The organism is Pseudomonas sp. B1-22, from assembly GCF_050474425.1.
In the GTDB taxonomy this organism is placed as follows: domain Bacteria; phylum Pseudomonadota; class Gammaproteobacteria; order Pseudomonadales; family Pseudomonadaceae; genus Pseudomonas.
This window is the reverse complement of record NZ_JBCHVH010000001.1, coordinates 1,171,204-1,190,433: the sequence shown is the minus strand read 5'-3', so window position 1 is coordinate 1,190,433 and position 19,230 is coordinate 1,171,204. Positions and strand designations below refer to the sequence as shown.

Genomic DNA, 19,230 nt, shown 5'->3' with positions numbered 1-19,230 from the left:
GCCATGCTGGCTGCGGGCATGGCCGCTCCTGCATGAAGTCCTGCGCGAGGACCTGCCCTCACCCTAACCCTCTCCCAAAGGGAGAGGGGACCGTACGGTGCAGGATGAAACTTTAGCGTCAGCCGGCACAATCTGCCCCCTCTCCCCTAGGGAGAGGGCTGGGGTGAGGGGGAAACACAGGCACAGACTTTCGGGAAAAAGATAGTTGCCCCTACGAAGAGCACGCCGCATCACCTGCAGGAGCGGATCTCATCCACGAAATGGGCGCGCAGCGCCCACAAAAAAGCCCCGCTCAATGGCGGGGCTTACGGCGTGCAGCGGCAGATCAGCCGAGCAGCGCACGCAGGTCCAGCACCCCATCCTTGCGCGGCGGGCACCAGTAGTAGCCGCCGGTGAGCGGGCGACTGAAGCGGTACAGCGCATCGGTGATGCCATCTTCCAGACCGCTCATGCGGCGCAGTTGTGCCTCGAAGGCGTCGAGGGTGCAGCCGAAGGCAAGGAACATCAGGCCGGCGTCCTGGCCGTGGGTCCAGGGCATGGAACGGCGCACGATGAAGGCCTCGGGGTCGAAGCTCTCCTGGGCGGTGCGCTTGACGTGGGCGGATTCCGGCGCGTCCTCCAGCTCCTCGTTGTCGCTCAGGCGACGGCCCATGATGTCGTCACGCTCGGCCTGGGGCAGCGTGGCGAAATCCTGCAGCTGGTGACGCCACTGCTGGATGGCGGCGAAGCTGCCGCCGGCCAGGCCGTCCACGCCGTTGTCGACGATGGCGGCGGCGATGGCGTCGTCATCCTGCGGATTCTCGGTGCCGTCCTCGTAGCCGGTCAGGTCATGGCCGTCGCCATGGCGGAAGGCTTCGGTCAGCGATGCCAGCTCCAGCGCCGGTGCCAGCAGCGCCTGCAATTGCTGGGTGCGCAGCAGCAGTTCGCCGCGCTCCTCACCGCGCAACCAGACCCACAGGGCATGCGGGGTCGACGGGTTGTCCACGCCGACGCCGGCAATCGCCGGGAACTCGCGCAGCCCATCGATGCCACGGCCGAGCGCGCGCACCAGCGACTCGCCGAAACCGACGACGGCCGCCTGGCCATCGGCGAACTGCACCAGGCGATCCAGGGCGGCCGGCAGGTCCTGCAGCGAGGTCAGGTCGAAGAACAGGTGGCGGGCGTGGGCGGGAACCGGGGTGGCGAGAATGCCGGGCTGGTAGAGGCTCATGACTGCATCCTTGAACGAAAGAGCGGCAATTCTAATCGCCATGGGCGCGAATCCAAACCGCTCTGCATCAAGGCGCCGCCTATCGGCGGGGCGAATGGGAGGAAGACCGCGCACGCCGGCGCCGCCAGAGTTCGAAGCCAACGCCCAGCAGCACCACCCCGAGCAGGATCGGCAGCCGGTAGGGCTTCAGGTTGCCGAGCCAGCTCTCCAGCACCTGCCCGGCCCAGTAGCCGGCGACGGCGAACAGCAGCGCCCAGCAGAACGCACCGAGCAGGTTGATCAGCAGGAAACGCAGCGGCGCCACGCGGCTGGCGCCGATCAGCAGCGGCCCGGCCAGGCGCATGCCGTAGAGAAAGCGCACGGCGAAGATCGCCAGCAGCGGATGGCGCTCGATCAGCCCGGTCACCCGCTCCACCGCCAGGCCGCGCCGCTGCAGCCAGGGCAGCGCCCGCCCTCCGGCGCGGCGGCCGGCCCAGTACAGCAACTGGTCGCCGCAGGTGCCGCCGACACAGCCCCAGAACAGCACCGGCACAAAGCCCATCAGCCCCTGATGCGCCGCGAGGCCGGCCAGCAGGAGCATGGTCTCGCCCTCCAGCAGGCAGCCGACGAACAGTGCCAGATAGCCGTAGCTGGAAAGCAATTGCGCGAGGTCGGGATGATCGAACATGAGTGTCCTTCGGCAATGCCCTGAGCCAAGAGCCTAGCGCCTTGGAGGATGTTCTGCTTATCAAACAGGGGTCGTAAAAAATAATCGACTATTTGGTCATCCAGAATCGTTAGCAGCCAATCAAATCAATCCTTTAAGCGCACCATCCGTCCGGAGATGTAATTTTTTTTACTCATGAACGATTCAAGTGTTTGACATATTTGACGGATTTGGCAGACTGCGGCCCGTTGACGCAACTGGTTACGTTTCTCCGGCTCCCCCTGCCTGGTGCACCGGATAACCCGCTGCCGCGCAACACAACAAAAACAACTTGTCAGTCGCGGCACCTCTGCCCGGGTTCGTCCCCGGCGGCGCGGTTCGCGGCGAGCCAACGGAACGAACAAATGCTGATCTGGTTTGTAGCGGTGTATCTGCTGATCACCGTAGCTGTCGGTTTCTACGCTACCACCCGCGTACACAATTCCTCGGACTACGCGGCTGCCGGCCGAAGCATGTCCTTCCCCCTCGTCGTCACCATGGTCTTCGCCACCTGGTTCGGCTCCGAAGCCGTGCTGGGCATTCCCGCCACCTTCCTCGAAGAAGGCTTCGCCGGGATCATCGAAGACCCGTTCGGCTCGTTCGGCTGCCTGATGCTGGTGGGCATGATCTTCGCCCGTCCACTCTATCGCCTGAACCTGCTGACCATCGGTGACTTCTTCCGCAAGCGCTTCGGCCAGCACGTGGAAATCTTCACCAGCCTGGTGATCATCATTTCCTACATGGGCTGGGTCGCCGCGCAGATCACCGCGCTGGGCGTGGTCTTCAGCGTACTCTCCGACGGCGGCATCACCACCACCCAGGGCATGATCATCGGCACCGTGATCGTGCTGCTGCACACCCTGTTCGGCGGTATGTGGTCCGTGGCGCTGACCGACTTCCTGCAGATGATCATCATCGTCGCCGGCCTGTTCTACCTGGTCTGGCTGATTGGCGGCATGGCCGGCGGCCCGGTCAACGTGATTAGCCACGCGGCCAGCGAAGGCAAGTTCACCTTCCTGCACGGCACCTCGGCCAAGGACATCGTCGCCTTCCTCGGTGCGGCGGTGACCATGATGTTCGGCTCGATCCCGCAGCAGGACGTGTATGCCCGCGTGATGTCGGCCAAGACCGAGAAGATCGCCTCGCGCGCCACCATGACCGGTGCCTGCTGCTACCTGACCTTCTGCATGCTGCCGATCTTCCTGATCTACGCCGCGCAGATGATCGACCCGGCGATGGTCCAGCACTGGCTGGCTGAAGACTCCCAGCAGATCCTGCCGCACCTGATCATGGAGCGTACCCCGCTGTTCGCCCAGATCATGTTCTTCGGCGCCCTGCTCTCGGCCATCATGTCCTCCGCCTCCGGCGCCCTGCTGGCCCCGTCGGTGACCCTGACCGAGAACATCGTCAAGCACTTCCTGCCGGAGATGACTGACCGCCAGGCCCTGCTGGCCATGCGTTGCAGCGTACTGGCGATGACCGTCGCCACCTGCGTGTTCGCGCTGTTCTCCAACGCCAGCATCTACGAGATGGTCGGCAACGCCTACAAGGTGACTCTGGTCGCCGCCGTGGTGCCGCTGTTCTTCGGCCTGTTCTGGAAGCGCGCCACCACCCAGGGCGCCCTGACCGCCATCGCCTGCGGCCTGATCGGCTGGGTATCGCTGGAGCTGGGCCACCAGGAAGGCGACTTCTGGCCGCCGCAGCTGGTCGGCCTGATCTGCAGTGCCCTCGGCATGATCATCGGCTCCCTGGCCCCGCAGTTCAGCCAGCACCGTGGCGAGAGCGTGTCGGACATGACCGCAGCCGCCGCTGGCAACTGATGGACCGCTAGCTCGGTATATAAGGAAGAAGCCCCGCCTGGTGCGGGGCTTTTTCTTGCCCGCGATTTATTGGGGCAGGACGCAGGCGCGGCGTACGACGTACCGGCGAGAACGACTTGTCGAGACAAATTGATACAGTAACCCTCTGATTCATAGGACTTTTCCTATACAAATAGGACGCCCGTACTCCTACACTGGCCTGTCACCCTGCGGGACCACCTGCAGGTCGTTGACACCGGTTATCTGGAGCTACACATGCCCGGTTGGTATGAAATCAAGGAACTCAGCAGCGGCAGCCGCCGTTTTCTTCTCAAGAACACTGCCCACGGCACCCTGCTGGAAAGTCACGCCTACCCGACACAGGAGGCAGCCGAGCAGGCCATCAACAGCCTCCGCAGCTCCTGTGCCGCCGTCGAGCGCTACAAGCGCCAGATGTCGCCGGGCGGCAAGAACTTCTTCGTGGTCCGCGATAACACCGGTGCAGAACTGCTGAAGAGCAAGCTGTACGACTCCGAGGCCGCACGCGACCAGGCGATCGCAACGATCGCCCAGGCCGGCCTGAGCACCGAGCTGCGTCCGCATGCTTGAGTGACGAGTGAATGAAAGAGCCCCGCGCAATGCGGGGCTTTTTTGTGAGTGCACGGAATCCCCGTAGGAGCGGGCCATGCCCGCGATTCGCAAGGCACAATTCGGATCGCGGGCATGGCCCGCTCCTACACAGGCGGCGATATGCGGCTTTTCCGATTGGAACGAGGTCCGCCGCGAGGGATTTCGCTGACAAGGGCTAGGCGTGATCTCTCCTACGGAAGCATGCGCACCGCGCTGGCTCTGGATTTAACGATTTCCAGAGAAATATCCGCACGCACCGGAGCGCCCCTTCAGGAGGCCGAGTGGAATCGGAGTTTCAGGGGTTGAGCGACATGGATGTCGCGAGAGCGTCGTTGGGCCATGGATGGCCCGTCGACGCGTGCCCCTGAAACTCCGATGGAGCGAGGGAACCCCGGCGAAGCCGGGGCCGGATGCAGGGGCAAGACCTTTGCCTACTTTGGGTCGTTTGCCAAAGTAGGTCGCCCGAGGGGGCGAAACAAAAACCTTCAGCACACGCCGAAGCGGCGCAGAAACACCGGCCCAGACGGCGGATAACGCCAGAGGCGTTATGCACCCTACGACGCCCCCGCAACGGTACTCATGCTCCTGCCATCCACCCGCCGCACCGGCAACGACTCCGCATCGAGCCCATCGATGCAACAGGCATTCACACTGAGCAGCGCCGGATTGCTGCGCCGCTGGTGATAGACGTAGATCCCGCACGTCCCGCAGAAGTAATGCATCGCCACCCCACTGTTCCAGCGATACAAACGCAACGCCTGCTCGCCGCGGGTCAGCCGGAACCGATCCTTCGGCACGGTCGCCATCAACGCATTGCGCTTGCTGCACAACGAACAGTCACAGCGCACCAGTTCATCCAGCTCCGCCTCGAAGGCGATGGCACCGCGCCGCAGTGGCAGGTGCCGGTGTAATGCATGGTCGATTCCTCCTCATGGATCGCCCCAGCTTAGACGGGCGCTCGATTCGTGAATTCAACTCAACTTTCATTTGCCGTTCACCACATTTTTCTCAAGGACCCGAGCCGGGACAATGCCCCCATCGCATTCCATTACCCGGAGTCCCACCCATGCCCCTCGCACTCCTGGCGCTGACCCTGAGCGCCTTCGCCATCGGCACGACGGAGTTCGTCATCGTCGGCCTGATCCCCACCATCGCCGCCGACCTGGGCGTCACCCTGCCCTCCGCCGGCCTGCTGGTCAGCCTCTACGCCCTCAGCGTGGCCATCGGCGCGCCGCTGCTCACCGCCCTCACCGGGCGCATCCCGCGCAAGGCGCTGCTGGTCGGCCTGATGGCGCTGTTCACCCTCGGCAACCTGGTGGCCTGGCAGGCGCCCAGCTACGAATCGCTGATCATCGCGCGCATCCTCACCGGTCTCGCCCATGGCGTGTTCTTCTCGGTCGGATCGATCATCGCCACCAACCTGGTGAGCAAGGACAAGGCCGCCAGCGCCATCGCCACCATGTTCAGCGGCATGACCGTGGCCTTCGTCACCGGCATCCCGCTGGGCACCTTCATCGGCCAGCACCTGGGCTGGCGCGTGACCTTCCTGGTGGTCGCCGCCTTCGGCGTGGTCGCCCTGCTCGGCAGCCTGCTGTTCGTGCCGAAGAACATCCAGCACACCCCGCCGGCGCCGTTGCTGCGCCAGGCCCGCGTGCTGATGCAACCGCGCCTGCTGCTGGTCTACGCGATGACGGCGGTGGGCTACGGCGGCTCGCTGATCGCCTTCACCTTCCTCGCGCCCATCCTCCAGGACCTGGCCGGCTTCAGCCCGAACATGGTCGGCGTCGTGCTCCTGGCCTATGGTGTGTCGGTCGCCATCGGCAATATCTGGGGCGGTCGCTTGGCCGACAAGCGCGGCCCGGTGAGCGCGCTGAAGATCATCTTCGGCCTGCTGGCGGCGGTGCTGCTGGTGCTGACCTTCACCGCCGGCAACCCGTGGCTGGTGGTGCTCACCGTGCTGGCCTGGGGCGCCGTGGCCTTCGGCAATGTGCCGGGCCTGCAGGTGTACGTGGTGCAACAGGCCGAGCGCGTGGCGCCGGATGCGGTGGACGTAGCCTCGGGCTTCAACATCGCCGCCTTCAACCTCGGCGTGGCCGGTGGTTCCTGGGCCGGCGGCCTGGTGGTGAGCCACCTGGGCCTGGGCCATACGCCCTGGATCGCCGCCGTGGTCACCCTCGCCGCCTTCGGCCTGACCGCCCTGAGCGGCCGCCTGGACCGCAACGAGCGCACCTCCAGCCCGGAAAGCCTGGCCTCGGCCTGAGCCTCATCCGACCAGCCGCCCTTCGTGGGCGGCTTTGCCGTTTCCAAGGAGTCTTCATGAGCACAACTCAATACGCCGCCTGGACCTGGACGCCCGGCGCCGGCCTCGACGGCCTGAACCTCGCCCACCTGCCGCTGCCCATGCCCGGATCGGACGAGGTGCTGGTGGCCAACACTGCCATCGCCCTGAACCCGGTGGACTGGAAGATGATCGACTGGGGCCGCGACGACTGGCAGTTGGGCCAGGTACCCGGCGTGGATGGCGTCGGCATCGTCATCGCAGCGGGTAGCGCGGTGAACCTGCGCATCGGCACTCGCGTCGCCTACCACCAGGCGTTGTCCCGTGGCGGCAGCTTCGCCGAATACACCCTGCTGGACGCCCATGCGCTCTACCCGGTGCCGGACGCCCTGGACGACGCCACCGCCGCCAGCCTGCCCTGCCCCGGCCTGACCGCCTGGCAGGCGCTGGACAAGCTCCCGGCCTGCAACAACCGCGACGTGCTGGTGACCGGCGCCGGCGGCGCGGTCGGCTACCTGCTGGCGCAACTGGCCGTGCAGCGCGGCCTGCGCGTATGGGTGACGGCGGCCCCGAAGCACCGCGAGCACCTGCTGCAACTGGGCATCGCCGGCGTGTTCGACTACCGCGACGCACAATGGCCCGAGCAGCTGCGCGCGGCCCTCGGCCCGCGCCGCCTGCATGGGGTGTTCGACACCATCAGCGGCAGCCACGCCGCCAGCCTCGCCCCGCTGCTGGGCTACAACGGCCACCTGGTGTGCATCCAGGACCGCCAGGAGAGCGCGCCGCTGCCGACCTTCAGCACCGCAATCTCGCTGCATGAAGTGGCGCTCAACAGCATCCATGCCCACGGCGATGCGCTGGACTGGCAGGTATTGCGCCAGGCGGCTGCGAGCCTGATGTGCAGCGTTGCCGACGGGCGCCTGCAGGCACCGGCGAAGCAGTTCTTCGACTTCGCCGAACTGCCTGACGCGCTGCGCCGCTTGAAGTCTGGCCAGGGGAACGGTAAATGGATCACTCGTTTACCCGTGCCGGCGGTCATTGCCTGACTGCCCCATTGCGCGGGGTGACATTCATGCGTAGGGGCATTCCGCGCTGTAGGAGCGGGCCATGCCCGCGATCGCGCCCATGGGGCGCTCCTACAGGAATACCGCCAATCCCATCGAACACAGGAGAACATCATGGATCTGGGCATCAAGGGCCGTTGGGCCGTGGTCTGCGCCGCCAGCAAGGGACTGGGCAAGGGCTGCGCCCTGGCGCTGGCCCGCGAGGGCGTGAACCTGGCGATCAACGCCCGTGACGGCGACACCCTCGCCGCCACCGCCGCAGAACTGCGCCAGCTGGGCGTGGAAGTGCGCGAAGTGGCCGGCGACATCAGCCAGCCGGAGGTACGCGCCGCGCTGCTGGCCGCCTGTCCGCAGGTGGACATCCTGGTCAACAACGCCGGCGGCCCGCCGCCCGGCGACTTCCGCAACTGGGAGCGCGAGGACTGGCTGCGCGCCCTGGACCTGAACATGCTCACCCCCATCGAGCTGATCAAGGCCACCATCGACGGCATGGCCGAGCGCGGTTTCGGACGCATCGTCAACATCACTTCCGGCGCGGTGAAGGCACCGATCGACGTGCTCGGCCTGTCCAATGGCGCGCGCAGCGGACTGACCGGCTTCGTCGCCGGCCTCGCCCGCCAGCACCGGGTGGCCGGCAACAACGTGACGATCAATGGCCTGCTGCCCGGCTCCTTCGATACCGACCGTCTGCGCAGCGGCTTCCAACGTGCCGCCGAGCTCGGCGGCCAGGACCTGGGTGAACTGGTGGATGCCGAGCGCAAGGCGATTCCCGCCGGGCGCTTCGGCACCGCCGAGGAGTTCGGTTCGTTCTGCGCCTTCCTGTGCAGCGTGCAGGCGAGCTATCTGACCGGGCAGAACCTGTTGCTCGATGGCGGGGCTTATCCGGGGACGTTCTGACCCTTGCTGCCCCCCACCGTAGGAGCGGACTCCGTCCGCGATGGGTGGGTGTGGCACCATCCCGAAGGCCGGAGCCGTGTTTTAGCCAATCGCGGACAGAGTCCGCTCCTACGCACGCTGGAATATCGGCGCTGACCTGTAGGAGCGGGCCATGCCCGCGATCGCGCCCATGGGGCGCTCCTACAAAGGACATCGCAGCTCCGAGCCCTCTACAATCCACCCCGCCGCTCCCCGAACAGGCCCGCCGATGAAAGCCCACTCCGACGAACTCAAGACCTTCGCCACGGTGATCGACTGCGGCTCCATCACCGCCGCCGCCGAACAGTTGGGCCTCACTCCCTCGGCCGTCAGCCGCGCGCTGTCGAAGCTGGAAGAGAAACTCGGCACCACCCTGCTCAACCGCACCACGCGGCGGATGAAGCTGACCGAGGAAGGCGAGTTCTTCCTCGAACACGCCCGGCACATCCTCGAACAGATGGATGCCCTGGAAGAGCGCCTGGCCCTGCGCCAGCAGTCCCCCGCCGGGCGCCTGCGGATCAACGCCGCCTCGCCCTTCATGCTGCATGCCGTGGTGCCGCACATCGGCGCCTTCCGCGAGCGCTACCCGGACATCGAGCTGCAGCTCAACACCAACGACCTGAACATCGACCTGCTGGAACAGAGCACCGACATCGCCATCCGCATCGGCCAGCTCGCCGACTCCAGCCTGCACGCCCGCCCCCTGGGCAGCAGCCGGCTGAACCTGCTGGCCTCGCCGGAATACCTGGAACGCCACGGCATGCCGGTCGACCTCGACGACCTGCTGGGCCGCACCCTGCTCGGCTTCACCCAGCCCGAGGCACTGAACATCTGGCCGCTGCGCCATGCCGGTGGCGACACCCTGGCGATCACCCCGCAGCTCTCCGCCTCCAGCGGCGAAACCCTGCGCCAGCTGGCCCTGAGCGGCCAGGGCATCGCCTGCCTCGCCGGCTTCATGACCGGCGCCGACATCCGCGCCGGGCGCCTGGTGCGGGTGCTGCCGGAGCTGACCAGCGAGCGCCGCCAGCCGATCCACGCGGTGTATTACCGCAACTCGCAGCTGGCCCTGCGCATCCAGTGCTTCCTCGACTTCATCCAGGAGCGCCTGGTGCAGTCGCAGGACAACACCGGCTGAGGCACGAAGAAATCCCCCCACCTCGGCAATCCTCGACCACACTGTTTTGACCAGCCCTGGCCCTGCGCCGGGGGCGTCGACACGAGGGGGCCGGCATGCCATCGCTGCTGTTGTACCTGCGCGCTGTCATTCATCCGGGCAGGGATACCCTGCTGTTCGCCCTGCGCACCGTGCTCGCCGGGCTGCTGACCCTGTACCTGGCCTTCCTGCTGGACCTGGAACAGCCCAAGTGGGCGACCATGACGGTGGTGATCATCAGCACCCCGCTGGCCGGGATGACCCTGCAGAAGAGCTTCTCCCAGGTGATCGGCACTACCGTCGGCGCCTTCGTCGCGGTGGCGATCATGGCGCTGTTCCCGCAGGCGCCGCTGCCTTTCATCATCACCCTGGCGGCCTGGCTGGCGATCTGCACCGCCGGCGGCACCCTGCTGCGCTTCACCCACTCCCACGCCTTCGTGCTCAGCGGCTTCACCGCGGTGATCGTCGCGCTGCTGGCCCAGCCCGCCCCCGACTCCACCTACACCCTGGCCATTACCCGGGTCACCGAGACCCTGCTCGGGGTGGCCTGCGTAACCCTGGTCAGCCTGTTCTTCGCCCGCCCGCAGAGCGTGGCGCGGGGCTATTTCGCCAAGGTCGACCAGCTCATCCGGCTGATTGCGGTGCACGCCGCGGCGGTGATCCGTGGCGAGGAAGCCGAAGAGGATTTCCAGCAGCGGCAGATGAAGCTGCTGGGCGAAATCTCCGCGCTGGAAATGCTGCGCCGCCACCTGTATTTCGACGCGCCGCGCCTGCGCGGCGCCGATGAACTGGTGCAGCTGCTGGCCAACCAGATGGTGCTGATGACCTCGCGGCTGGCCATCCTGCGCCGCCAGCGCAAGCTGATCCAGGCCCGCCTCACCGGACCGCTCCCGGAATCGGTACAGCGCCTGCGCGAAGACGAACTGGCGTGCCTGGAAGAGCTGGCCGAATACGGCCGCGCCCTGCCCGCCCCGGTGCGCAAGCGCATCACCCGCCTGCGCCAACGCTTCGACGCCGCCGCGCGCCAGGCCGAGGAGCTGGCCGATGGCCTGCCCACTTCGCTGCGCTCCCTGGCCTGGGCGCTGCGCATCGAGCAGGCGCGGCTGATGCAGCAACTGGACGAGATGATCGAGCTGAGCGATGCGATCCAGGATGGCCGGCCCTGCAATCGCATCTCTCACCGCAGCCAGGCCCACTCGCTGCACCTGGACGTCCACCTCGCGCTGATGAACGCCAGCCGCGCCTTCATCGCCCTGTGCTGCGCCGGCTGGATCTGGGTGGAAACCGCCTGGGACGGTGCCCGCGCCGGAATGATCCTGGTCGGCATCCTCTGCTCCATGCTGGCGACCTTCCCGCGCCCGCTGCTGGCCAGCCAGGCCTACCTGCGCGGGCTGGCCCTGGCGCTGGTGGCGGCGGCGCTGCTGCAGTTCCTGCTGCTGCCCAGCGTCGGCGACTTCGAGATGCTCGCGCTATTCCTCACCCCGCTGCTCTACGTGATCGCCGTCGGCCTGGCCAACCCGCAGACCGCCGGGATCGGCATCGGCCTGGGGCTGTCCACCTTCCTGCTGGTGGGCCCGCAGAACCAGGGCGCCTGGATCAACACCTCGCTGCAATGGTTCGAGTTCGCCGGCGGCTATGTCTGCGCCGGAGTGCTGGCGCTGCTGGTGTACGCCTGGGTGTTCCCCTTCGACGCCGATGCGCGCCTGCGCCGACAGTCGCGGCGCACCCGTGCCGAGGTGCGCGCGGTGCTGTTGTCCAAGCCCAGCGAGGCACGCCGCTTCCTCTTCGAGAGCCGCATGGTGGACCGCCTGGCGATCATGCTCGGATTGCTGCCGGCGGCCCGCGACAGCCTATCCGGCGAGCGCTTCCAGTGCAGCCTGGCGAGCATGACCCTGGGCGTGGTGCTGCACCAGCTGCGCCGCGAGAGCCTCAACCCCGACGGCCTGCCGGAACCGCTGCGCGAACGCCTGTCACTGGTGCTGGACGAACTCGCCGCCTGCCTCGACCAGCCGCCGGCGGCGCCCCTGCAACGGGTGCTGCCGGCCATGCGCGAGCTGGGCACGGAGCTGGACGAACTACAGGGCCAGCTGCCCCACTCCGGCGGCGAGGCGATGCGCCCGCTGTTCGTCAGCGGCGTCGCCCTACTGGTGGCTGCCGCCCTGCTGGAACGCTTCCGCGACCTCTACAGCGAAGCCGCGCGCTTCCACGACGACCATGGGGAACAGCCGCTCCATGCCCGTTGATATCGAACTGGGCGGCGTCTACCTGCCGCCGCTGGCCCAGGCGTTGCTCCTCGCCCTGCCGATCTTCCTGCTGCTGGACTGGGCGCTGCGCCGCCTCGGCGTGCTGCACCGGGTCTGGCACGAAGCGCTGTTCGAGGGCGCGCTCTACACCTGCATCTGCGCCAGCCTGATCCTGCTCATGGGGGCACTGCACTGACATGCTCGACGTCCGCAAGGCGATCCCGCCGCTGATCACCCTCGCCGTGGTGGCGCTCGCGCTGGTGCTGGCCAGTTACGCCTGGGTCTACTACACCCGCGCACCCTGGACCCGTGACGCCCGTGTGCGGGCCGACGTGGTGTCGCTGTCGGCGGATGTCACCGGGCGCATCGTCGAGCTGCGCGTGCAGGACAACCAGCACGTGAACAAGGGCGACCTGCTGCTGACCATCGACCCGGCCCGCTATGAGCTGGCAGTGCAGCACGCCGAACGCGCGGTGGAAGTGGCGCGGGCAGCGCTGGGGCAGTCGCAGGCGGCCATCGTCGCCAACCAGGCGCTGCTGCATCAGCGCAAGAGCGAAGAGGCCCGGCGGCGAGCGCTGAAGGCGCGCTCGGCGATCTCCAACGAGGAATGGGAAAAGGCCAGCACCGACGTGGCCGTGGCCGAAGCCCAGCTGCTGCGCGAACAGGCCAACCTGGGCCTGGCCCAGGCCAACGTCAGCCTGGCCGAAGCGGCGCTGCGCCAGGCACGCCTGGACCTGGAGCGCACCCGCGTGCTGGCGCCGGTGAACGGCTACGTGACCAACCTGCTGACCCGCGCCGGCGACTACGCCACCGCCGGTGCCGCGCTGGTGGCCGTGGTGGACAGCGACTCCTTCCACGTCAGTGGCTACTTCGAGGAAACCAAGCTGCCACGCATCCACGAAGGCGCTCGGGTGCACGTCGAGCTGATGAGCGGCGAGCGCTTCGACGGCACGGTGGAAAGCATCGCCTTCGCCATCACCGACCGCGAGAACCTGCCCGGCAGCCGCCTGCTGGCCAACATCAACCCGACCTACACCTGGGTCAAACTGGCCCAGCGCATCCCGGTGCGCATCGCCATCGACCCCGCCTACGCCGGGCGCGACCGCCTGCGCGCAGGGACCACGGCGACGGTCAGCGTGGTGGAGTCCGAGCACTAGGTTCTGTACGAAAAGTGTCTGCGCATCGGTGATGCTTCGTTAAAAATCGATTCCGACTGCTCATTAACTGCAGTTAACTCCGCGTCCTCACCGATTTTTGCCTCGCCTCACCTTCGCTCGACGACTTTCGTACAGAACCTAGAAAACCATCGATTCACCAATTCCGTAGCACGTTTGTCATTCCCGCCGGTCAACATGTGCCCTTTCGCACTCTGACCCGGGATCGCTGTGAACCCCACACACGCCGTACGATCCATCGCCAGAAACCCCTACCTGGCTCTCCTCCTGCTGACCGGCATCACCCTGGCGCTGTGCGCCTGGCGTTCGATCCTGCCCGGATCACTGGACAACCCCGACCGCAACGCCTTCCAGCAACGCTGGACACAGGGCGGGGTGATCCTGCTGGTCCGCCACATGGAACGCTGCGACCGCTCCAGCGCCCCCTGCCTGGGCGCGGCCGACGGCATCACCGCGCGCGCCGCCGAACTGGCCAAGGGGTTGGGCCGGGCCATCGCCCACTATGGCCTGGCGACCACTGACATCTACAGCAGCCCGCTGACCCGCACCGCGCAGACGGCGGACCTGATGTTCGAGCACAGCGTCGCCCGCCAGGACTGGCTCTTCACCTGCAAGAACGATGACCTGCTGGGCCGGATCCGCCAGCACAAGACCGCCCGGCGCAACCTGGTGCTGGTGACCCACAGCGAGTGCTTCGACCGCCTGATGGAGAACCTGAACAAGCCCGAAGGCGAAACGCCGGAATACGGCGAGACCCTGGTGCTGTTCGACACCGGCGGCCGCTCGCCGTGGGTCGCCGGTGAAATCGAAGTCCCCGACTGGGCGGAGCTCGCACGTCGACCGAACGCCGGCTGAGGCGGCTGCCAGATGCGCGTTTCTGTGCCATCTTTTGCGCATCGTCCCACGGAGAGGCGCGATGCCCGCCCTGCTCAATCAACACCCGCTGTTCGCCGCACCGGCGCTGCTGCTGATCGACCTGCTGCTCTGGCGCCTGCTCGGCATGGCTCATCCGCACTGGCGCCTGGCCGCGCGCGTACTCTGCTTCCTCCTGTTCAGCCTGCTGCTGTTCAACGCCGGAATGAACCCGCTGGGCGCCGCGCCCTGGGCTGACGACCTGCCCAGCCACATGGTCGCCACCGGCATGCAGATTATCTGGTGGCTGTTCGCCGCGCGCTGCCTGACGGTGGTGCTCGGCTTCCTCCTGGTGCAACGCGTCGGCCACGCCGGGCGGCTGCTGCAGGATGTGGTCGGCGCGCTGATCTTCCTCATCGCCAGCATCGCCGCCGCCGGCTATGTGCTGGAGCTGCCAGTGAAGGGCCTGCTGGCCACTTCCGGGGTGGTCGCGATCGTCCTCGGCCTGGCGCTGCAAAGCACGCTGAGCGATGTGTTCTCCGGCATCGTGCTCAACACCACCAAGCCGTACCAACTGGACGACTGGATCTCCATCGACGGCATCGAAGGCAAGGTCACCGAGATCGACTGGCGCTCCACCTACCTGCAGACCGCCCAGGGCACCCTGGCAGTGGTGCCCAACTCCCTGGCGGCCAAGGCCAAGGTGCTCAACCTCAGCCGGCCGGCCAACCTCTACGGCTTGAGCCTCAGCCTCACCCTCAGCCCGCGGGTGCGCCCGCGCAAGGCCATCGACGCGCTGGAACGCGCGCTGGGCGGCTGCCGCATGCTGCTGGCCAACCCGGCGCCGACGGTGAGCGTGCGCAAGTCCTCGCCCGAAGGCGTGGAATACGAACTCAACGGTTTCGTCGCGGCCATGGGCGAGAAGCGCGAAGCGCGCAACCAGCTCTTCGACCTGGCCTTCCGCCACCTGCAGGCCGCCGGCATCGAGCTGCTCAGCGAGGTCGATCTCCCTGCCCGCGAGCACGCCAACCGCGCCCGTGCGCTGCTGGTGCGCTCAGGCCTGTTCGACGCCCTGGCCGACGCGGAGCGCGACGAGCTGGCGGCGACCATGCAGCGGCGGACCTTCAAGTCCGGCGAGGTGCTGCTGGCGGCCGGCGATGTCAGCGACCAGTTGCTGATCATCGACACCGGGGTGGTCAGCGTGACCCTGCCCCACGGCGGGCAAACCCTCGAAGCCGGCCGCATGGGGCCGGGCGAAGTGATCGGCGAAGCCGGCGTGCTCACCGGTTCCGCCTGGCAGGCGCAGTTCACCGCACTCAGCGATGGCGCGGTCTATCGCATCGACAAGGCCGTGCTGGGACCCTGCCTGGAGGCACGGCAGGAGATCGCCGAAGCCATGACCCGGCTGCTCGACTTCCGCCAGAAGGCCAGCGCCGCACTGCTGGTGGAACAGCCGGTGGCGGCGCCGCAGCGCGGCCTGATGGCCTGGCTGAAGCAGTATGCCGGGGGCCGCTACAAGACCTGAGCCGCGCCCCGGCGAAGGTGATCGGCATCGGGATGCGCCGAAGGTAGCGCTCAGAGCGCGTCGTGGAAGATCACCCCGAGGGTGTAGCGTTCCCCGCCGTGCAGTCGGCTGACGCCGTGGCGCAGGTTCACCCGGTGATAACCGCGCACGCCCCGCACCGGTCGCTGGGCCACGGCGAACACCACAGCATCGCCCTGCCTGAGCGACACCACTTCCACCCGCGACTGCATGCGCGGCCGCTGCTCGGTGAGGACGAACTCACCGCCCTCGAACTCCTCGCCAGGCCGCGACAACAGGATCGCCACCTGCAGCGGGAAAGCCAGTTCGCCGTAGAGGTCCTGGTGCAGGCAGTTGTAGTCGCCGGCACCATAGCGCAGCAGCAAGGGGGTTGGGCGCAACTGGCCGGCCGCGTGGCATTGGGCGAGGAAGTCAGCGTGTGTTTCCGGGTAGCTGATTCCGGTGTCCATGCGCTGATGCCAGATATTGGCAATGCGCCGCAGCGGCGGGTAGAAAGCCTCGCGAAGCGCCTGCACCAGCGCCGGCAAGGGATAGGCGAAATAGCGGTACTCACCCAGGCCGAAGTTGTGCCGGGCCATCACCACGCGACTGCGGAACGGAGCATCCTGATCGTAGAGTGCACGTAGCGTCTCGCACTGGGATCGGCTGAGCAGGCCGGAGATCAGCGCCTGGCCGCTGGCGTCGAGTTGCGCGGCCAGGGTCGGCCAGTCCAGTTCGGCGATCTGTCGTGCAAGGGCGTTCATGGGCGGACTCCGGTCGGTCATGCCGCCAGTCTAGGTCTGCGCGTCGACCGTTGTTTGCCGCGGCTGACTTTCAAAGTCGCGTTAAGATGGCAGCTCCGACGAATCATCCAATGCCGCCATGAGCCTCGACGACCAGACCCTGCGCGCTATTTCCCGGCTGACCCTGGAGCACTACCAGGCCACCGCCGACGCCTTCCGCGAAGGCACCTGGGAGCACGATGTCAGCCAGAACATCGCTGCCCTGCTGCGTCATATCCAGGCCGAACCGCCCTTCGCCCTGCTCGACTTCGGCTGCGGCCCCGGCCGCGACCTGTGCGTGTTCCGCTCCATGGGCCACATGCCGGTCGGGCTGGACGGCTGTCCGAATTTCGTCGCCATGGCCCGCGAGGCCAGCGGTTGCGAGGTGTGGCAGCAGGACTTCCTCGCCCTCGACCTGCCTGCCGAACGTTTCGACGGCATCTATGCCAACGCCAGCCTGTTCCATGTACCGCGCCAGGAACTGCCACGCGTACTCGGCCAATTGCATTCAGCGTTGAAACCCGGCGGCGTGCTGTTCGCCTCCAACCCACGCGGCCAGAACGACGAGGGCTGGAACGGGCCGCGCTACGGCTCCTATCACGATTGGGAGAACTGGAAGCAGTTGCTGGAGGCGGCCGGTTTTGTAGAGCTGGAGCACTACTACCGGCCGGCAGGGCTGCCGCGGGAGCAGCAGCCGTGGTTGGCGAGTGTGTGGCGGAAGGTGTAGCCACCCGGACAAAGTCCGCTCCTACAAGAGCCGCGCCGCGCTCAACCTGTAGGAGCGGGCCATGCCCGCGATAGCGGACAAAGTCCGCTCTACAGGCGCCCGCCAGAGGTCGCCCCCTTCAGGCACGGATTCCTCCGCGTTGGATTTCGCGGACAAGGTCCGCTCCTACGCCAGCGGAGTCAGCCTGTAGGAGCGCCCCATGGGCGCGATCGCGGGCATGGCCCGCTCCTACAGGGGAACACCCATCCCCGCAGGTGCGAACTACGCCAGCCCCCGGATCAGCCCTTCGCCGCCCAGGCATTGAAGCGCTGCTCCAGGTCCTCGCCATGGTCTACCCAGAAGGCGAAGTTCACCGGCACCGCCTGCTCCAGGTTCGCCGGCGCGGTGTTCAGCCGCTCCACCAGCTTGGGATCGAGCAGCGCGGTAGTCCCCAGGTTGACCGAGCCATAGCCCAGCTTCACCGTATGGATCTTCTGCTGCTCAGGCTTGAGCGAGAAAGCGATGAAATCCTCGGCGGCCTTCTTGTTCGGGCTGCCCTTTGGGATCGCCCAGGAGTCGATGGCGTACAGGCTGCCATTCCACACCACCTTCATCGGCGCGCCCTCTTCCTGGGCGGCGAACACACGGCCGTTATAGGCAGTGCTCATCACCACGTCGCCGCTGGCAAGGAACTGCATCGGCTGCGCACCGGATTCCCACCACTGGATCGATGGCTTGATCTGGTCGAGCTTCTTGAAGGCCCGGTCCACACCCTCTTTCGTCGCCAGCACCTTGTACAGGTCTTCTTTCTTCACCCCATCCGCCAGCAGGGCGATCTCCAGGGTGTACTTGGCGCCCTTGCGCAGCGAGCGCTTGCCGGGGAATTTCTGCGTGTCCCAGAAATCCGCCCAGCCGGTCGGGCCGTTGGGCAGGCGCTTGGCGTCGTAGGCCATGGCCATCGACCACACCAGAAGGCCGGCGCCGCAGTCGGAGACGGTGCCCGGTACGTAGTCCGCGGGCTTGCCCAGCTGCGCCGGGTCCAGGTGTTCGAACAGGCCTTCGTCGCAGCCGCGCAGCAGCTCCGGCCCCTCGACCTGCACGACGTCCCAGTTGACGCTGCCGGTGTCGACCATGGCCTTGATCTTGCCCATTTCGCCGTTGTACTCGCCGGCGATCACCTTCATCCCCTCGGCTTTCTCGAAGGGTTTGTAGAAGGCTTCGGTCTGCACGTCCTTGCTGGCGCCGCCGAAGGAGATCACGGTCAGGTCCGCGGCCATGGCGCCGGACGCCACGCCCATGAGCAGGGCTCCCAGAATCGGGTTCTTCATTTCCACCTCTTGGCTTTGTTGTTGGCAGATGGTTAAAGCACGCAGGCGCCCGGCCTCTACGGGCCGGGGCACAATGAAACGGATCAGCTACGGTATTCCGCCTCGCCGTCCTCGATCAGGCGCAGCGCCGATTCCCAAGCCAGCAGGTGCAGGCCGTCGGCCAGCGCTTCCTCTTCCTGCACAGCGACGCGCTCGCACACGGCCTGTGGCGGGTAGCGCAGCTGGCGACCACCGGCCAGGGCCTGGACCTGCGCCTGGCAGGCGCGTTCGAGGAAGTAGATCTGGTTGAAGGCTTCGGCGATGCAGCGCCCGGTAGCCAGCAGGCCGTGGTTGCGCAGGATCATCACCATGTGGCTGCCCAGGTCGCGCACCAGGCGGGAGCGCTCGTCCGGGTCCAGGGCGATGCCTTCGTAGTCGTGGTAGCCCAGGCGGTTGTAGAACTTCAGCGCGTGCTGGCTGATCGGCAGCAGGCCGTCTTCCTGGGCGGACACGGCGATGCCGGCGGCGGTGTGGGTATGGATCACGCAGGCCACGTCCTCGCGGGCGGCGTGCACGGCCGAGTGGATGTTGAAGCCGGCGCGGTTGACGCTTTTCGGGCCGAAGCGCGGGTCGATGACATCACCGGCGTGGTCGACCTTCACCAGGTCCGAGGCGCGCATTTCGTGGAACAGCACGCCGTAGCGGTTGATCAGGTAATGCCCCGGCTCGCCCGGCACTCGCGCGGAGATGTGGGTGTCGATGTGGTCGGTCCAGCGGAAATGCGCGATCAGCCGGTACAGCGCGGCGAGGTCGCAACGCGCCTGCCACTCTTCGGCGGAAATGCTCGATGGGTCGATGTTGTAAGCTGTGTCACGCATGGCGATTCCTTGTTATCAGGCCGGTGCGGCG

Annotated in this window: 18 protein-coding genes; 12 read left to right on the top strand and 6 right to left on the bottom strand. The window is 66.9% G+C overall.

The window, feature by feature from the left end; genetic code table 11:
* Positions 1 to 325: 325 nt before the first annotated feature.
* Both ACQ5BL_RS05585 and ACQ5BL_RS05580 read right to left on the bottom strand, forming a co-directional pair.
* Positions 326 to 1,210, bottom strand: coding sequence for a Dyp-type peroxidase (locus ACQ5BL_RS05585; protein ID WP_243804772.1), 885 nt, complete (start codon positions 1,208 to 1,210; stop codon positions 326 to 328).
* A gap of 79 nt (positions 1,211 to 1,289) precedes the next feature.
* Positions 1,290 to 1,877, bottom strand: coding sequence for a DedA family protein (locus ACQ5BL_RS05580; RefSeq protein WP_243804773.1), 588 nt, complete (start codon positions 1,875 to 1,877; stop codon positions 1,290 to 1,292).
* A 383-nt stretch (positions 1,878 to 2,260) separates the two neighbouring features.
* Between ACQ5BL_RS05580 and ACQ5BL_RS05575 the strand changes: the two genes are divergently transcribed.
* Positions 2,261 to 3,715: a sodium:solute symporter family protein gene (locus tag ACQ5BL_RS05575; RefSeq protein ID WP_243804774.1), complete on the top strand. Its 1,455-nt coding sequence runs from the start codon at positions 2,261 to 2,263 to the stop codon at positions 3,713 to 3,715.
* A 255-nt stretch (positions 3,716 to 3,970) separates the two neighbouring features.
* Complete coding sequence (locus tag ACQ5BL_RS05570; RefSeq protein WP_243804775.1) at positions 3,971 to 4,303, top strand: DUF1508 domain-containing protein; 333 nt, start codon at positions 3,971 to 3,973, stop codon at positions 4,301 to 4,303.
* Positions 4,304 to 4,878: 575 nt separating this feature from the next.
* On the opposite strand, the gene ACQ5BL_RS05565 is transcribed toward ACQ5BL_RS05570, so the two are convergent.
* A complete protein-coding gene (locus tag ACQ5BL_RS05565; protein ID WP_243804776.1) occupies positions 4,879 to 5,172 on the bottom strand; it encodes a GFA family protein in 294 nt (97 codons plus the stop codon).
* 218 nt (positions 5,173 to 5,390) lie between these two features.
* On the opposite strand from ACQ5BL_RS05565, the gene ACQ5BL_RS05560 reads away from it, so the two are divergent.
* From ACQ5BL_RS05560 to ACQ5BL_RS05520, 9 genes are all read left to right on the top strand, one after another.
* Positions 5,391 to 6,584 carry an MFS transporter gene (locus tag ACQ5BL_RS05560; protein WP_207883254.1) on the top strand — a complete coding sequence of 398 codons (1,194 nt, stop codon included), beginning with the start codon at positions 5,391 to 5,393 and terminating at the stop codon, positions 6,582 to 6,584.
* A 56-nt stretch (positions 6,585 to 6,640) separates the two neighbouring features.
* Entirely contained in the window at positions 6,641 to 7,648 is a 1,008-nt protein-coding gene (locus ACQ5BL_RS05555; RefSeq protein WP_243804777.1) for a zinc-binding dehydrogenase, read from the top strand.
* A gap of 132 nt (positions 7,649 to 7,780) precedes the next feature.
* Entirely contained in the window at positions 7,781 to 8,563 is a 783-nt protein-coding gene (locus ACQ5BL_RS05550) for an SDR family oxidoreductase (RefSeq protein ID WP_243804778.1), read from the top strand.
* A 247-nt stretch (positions 8,564 to 8,810) separates the two neighbouring features.
* Positions 8,811 to 9,716 carry a LysR family transcriptional regulator gene (locus ACQ5BL_RS05545; RefSeq protein WP_243804779.1) on the top strand — a complete coding sequence of 302 codons (906 nt, stop codon included), beginning with the start codon at positions 8,811 to 8,813 and terminating at the stop codon, positions 9,714 to 9,716.
* Between the two features lie 95 nt (positions 9,717 to 9,811).
* The gene (locus ACQ5BL_RS05540) at positions 9,812 to 11,977 is read left to right on the top strand and encodes an FUSC family protein (RefSeq protein WP_243804780.1); all 2,166 of its coding nucleotides are present in this window, start codon (positions 9,812 to 9,814) and stop codon (positions 11,975 to 11,977) included.
* On the top strand, positions 11,967 to 12,173 hold the full coding sequence (locus tag ACQ5BL_RS05535) for a DUF1656 domain-containing protein (protein WP_207883244.1): 207 nt from the start codon (positions 11,967 to 11,969) through the stop codon (positions 12,171 to 12,173). Before ACQ5BL_RS05540 ends, ACQ5BL_RS05535 begins: the two co-directional genes overlap by 11 nt.
* A gap of 1 nt (position 12,174) precedes the next feature.
* On the top strand, positions 12,175 to 13,134 hold the full coding sequence (locus tag ACQ5BL_RS05530) for a biotin/lipoyl-binding protein (protein ID WP_207883242.1): 960 nt from the start codon (positions 12,175 to 12,177) through the stop codon (positions 13,132 to 13,134).
* 228 nt (positions 13,135 to 13,362) lie between these two features.
* Positions 13,363 to 14,007, top strand: coding sequence for a histidine phosphatase family protein (locus ACQ5BL_RS05525; protein WP_430292854.1), 645 nt, complete (start codon positions 13,363 to 13,365; stop codon positions 14,005 to 14,007).
* Positions 14,008 to 14,068: 61 nt separating this feature from the next.
* On the top strand, positions 14,069 to 15,529 hold the full coding sequence (locus ACQ5BL_RS05520; RefSeq protein ID WP_207883238.1) for a mechanosensitive ion channel domain-containing protein: 1,461 nt from the start codon (positions 14,069 to 14,071) through the stop codon (positions 15,527 to 15,529).
* 50 nt (positions 15,530 to 15,579) lie between these two features.
* On the opposite strand, the gene ACQ5BL_RS05515 is transcribed toward ACQ5BL_RS05520, so the two are convergent.
* Positions 15,580 to 16,290 (bottom strand): 2OG-Fe(II) oxygenase, encoded by a 711-nt coding sequence (locus ACQ5BL_RS05515; RefSeq protein WP_243804782.1) that lies wholly within the window; start codon positions 16,288 to 16,290, stop codon positions 15,580 to 15,582.
* A 118-nt stretch (positions 16,291 to 16,408) separates the two neighbouring features.
* On the opposite strand from ACQ5BL_RS05515, the gene ACQ5BL_RS05510 reads away from it, so the two are divergent.
* Positions 16,409 to 17,035: a class I SAM-dependent methyltransferase gene (locus ACQ5BL_RS05510; RefSeq protein ID WP_243804783.1), complete on the top strand. Its 627-nt coding sequence runs from the start codon at positions 16,409 to 16,411 to the stop codon at positions 17,033 to 17,035.
* 278 nt (positions 17,036 to 17,313) lie between these two features.
* Here the strand turns inward: ACQ5BL_RS05510 and ACQ5BL_RS05505 are convergent, their stop codons facing one another.
* Positions 17,314 to 18,342, bottom strand: a complete 1,029-nt coding sequence (locus ACQ5BL_RS05505) for an ABC transporter substrate-binding protein (RefSeq protein WP_243804784.1) — start codon at positions 18,340 to 18,342, stop codon at positions 17,314 to 17,316.
* Positions 18,343 to 18,425: 83 nt separating this feature from the next.
* Entirely contained in the window at positions 18,426 to 19,199 is a 774-nt protein-coding gene (locus ACQ5BL_RS05500) for a class II aldolase/adducin family protein (RefSeq protein WP_243804785.1), read from the bottom strand.
* Positions 19,200 to 19,230 lie beyond the last annotated feature (31 nt).

What these genes read in the sequence shown, in the direction of transcription:
- ACQ5BL_RS05510 (WP_243804783.1), top strand. Translation starts at nt 16,409, where the DNA reads ATGAGCCTCGACGACCAGACCCTGCGCGCTATTTCCCGGCTGACCCTG.
- ACQ5BL_RS05550 (WP_243804778.1), top strand. Translation starts at nt 7,781, where the DNA reads ATGGATCTGGGCATCAAGGGCCGTTGGGCCGTGGTCTGCGCCGCCAGC.
- ACQ5BL_RS05545 (WP_243804779.1), top strand. Translation starts at nt 8,811, where the DNA reads ATGAAAGCCCACTCCGACGAACTCAAGACCTTCGCCACGGTGATCGAC.
- ACQ5BL_RS05575 (WP_243804774.1), top strand. Translation starts at nt 2,261, where the DNA reads ATGCTGATCTGGTTTGTAGCGGTGTATCTGCTGATCACCGTAGCTGTC.
- ACQ5BL_RS05520 (WP_207883238.1), top strand. Translation starts at nt 14,069, where the DNA reads ATGCCCGCCCTGCTCAATCAACACCCGCTGTTCGCCGCACCGGCGCTG.
- ACQ5BL_RS05540 (WP_243804780.1), top strand. Translation starts at nt 9,812, where the DNA reads ATGCCATCGCTGCTGTTGTACCTGCGCGCTGTCATTCATCCGGGCAGG.
- ACQ5BL_RS05570 (WP_243804775.1), top strand. Translation starts at nt 3,971, where the DNA reads ATGCCCGGTTGGTATGAAATCAAGGAACTCAGCAGCGGCAGCCGCCGT.
- ACQ5BL_RS05535 (WP_207883244.1), top strand. Translation starts at nt 11,967, where the DNA reads ATGCCCGTTGATATCGAACTGGGCGGCGTCTACCTGCCGCCGCTGGCC.
- ACQ5BL_RS05555 (WP_243804777.1), top strand. Translation starts at nt 6,641, where the DNA reads ATGAGCACAACTCAATACGCCGCCTGGACCTGGACGCCCGGCGCCGGC.
- ACQ5BL_RS05530 (WP_207883242.1), top strand. Translation starts at nt 12,175, where the DNA reads ATGCTCGACGTCCGCAAGGCGATCCCGCCGCTGATCACCCTCGCCGTG.
- ACQ5BL_RS05585 (WP_243804772.1), bottom strand. Translation starts at nt 1,210, where the DNA reads ATGAGCCTCTACCAGCCCGGCATTCTCGCCACCCCGGTTCCCGCCCAC.
- ACQ5BL_RS05505 (WP_243804784.1), bottom strand. Translation starts at nt 18,342, where the DNA reads ATGAAGAACCCGATTCTGGGAGCCCTGCTCATGGGCGTGGCGTCCGGC.
- ACQ5BL_RS05515 (WP_243804782.1), bottom strand. Translation starts at nt 16,290, where the DNA reads ATGAACGCCCTTGCACGACAGATCGCCGAACTGGACTGGCCGACCCTG.
- ACQ5BL_RS05580 (WP_243804773.1), bottom strand. Translation starts at nt 1,877, where the DNA reads ATGTTCGATCATCCCGACCTCGCGCAATTGCTTTCCAGCTACGGCTAT.
- ACQ5BL_RS05560 (WP_207883254.1), top strand. Translation starts at nt 5,391, where the DNA reads ATGCCCCTCGCACTCCTGGCGCTGACCCTGAGCGCCTTCGCCATCGGC.
- ACQ5BL_RS05500 (WP_243804785.1), bottom strand. Translation starts at nt 19,199, where the DNA reads ATGCGTGACACAGCTTACAACATCGACCCATCGAGCATTTCCGCCGAA.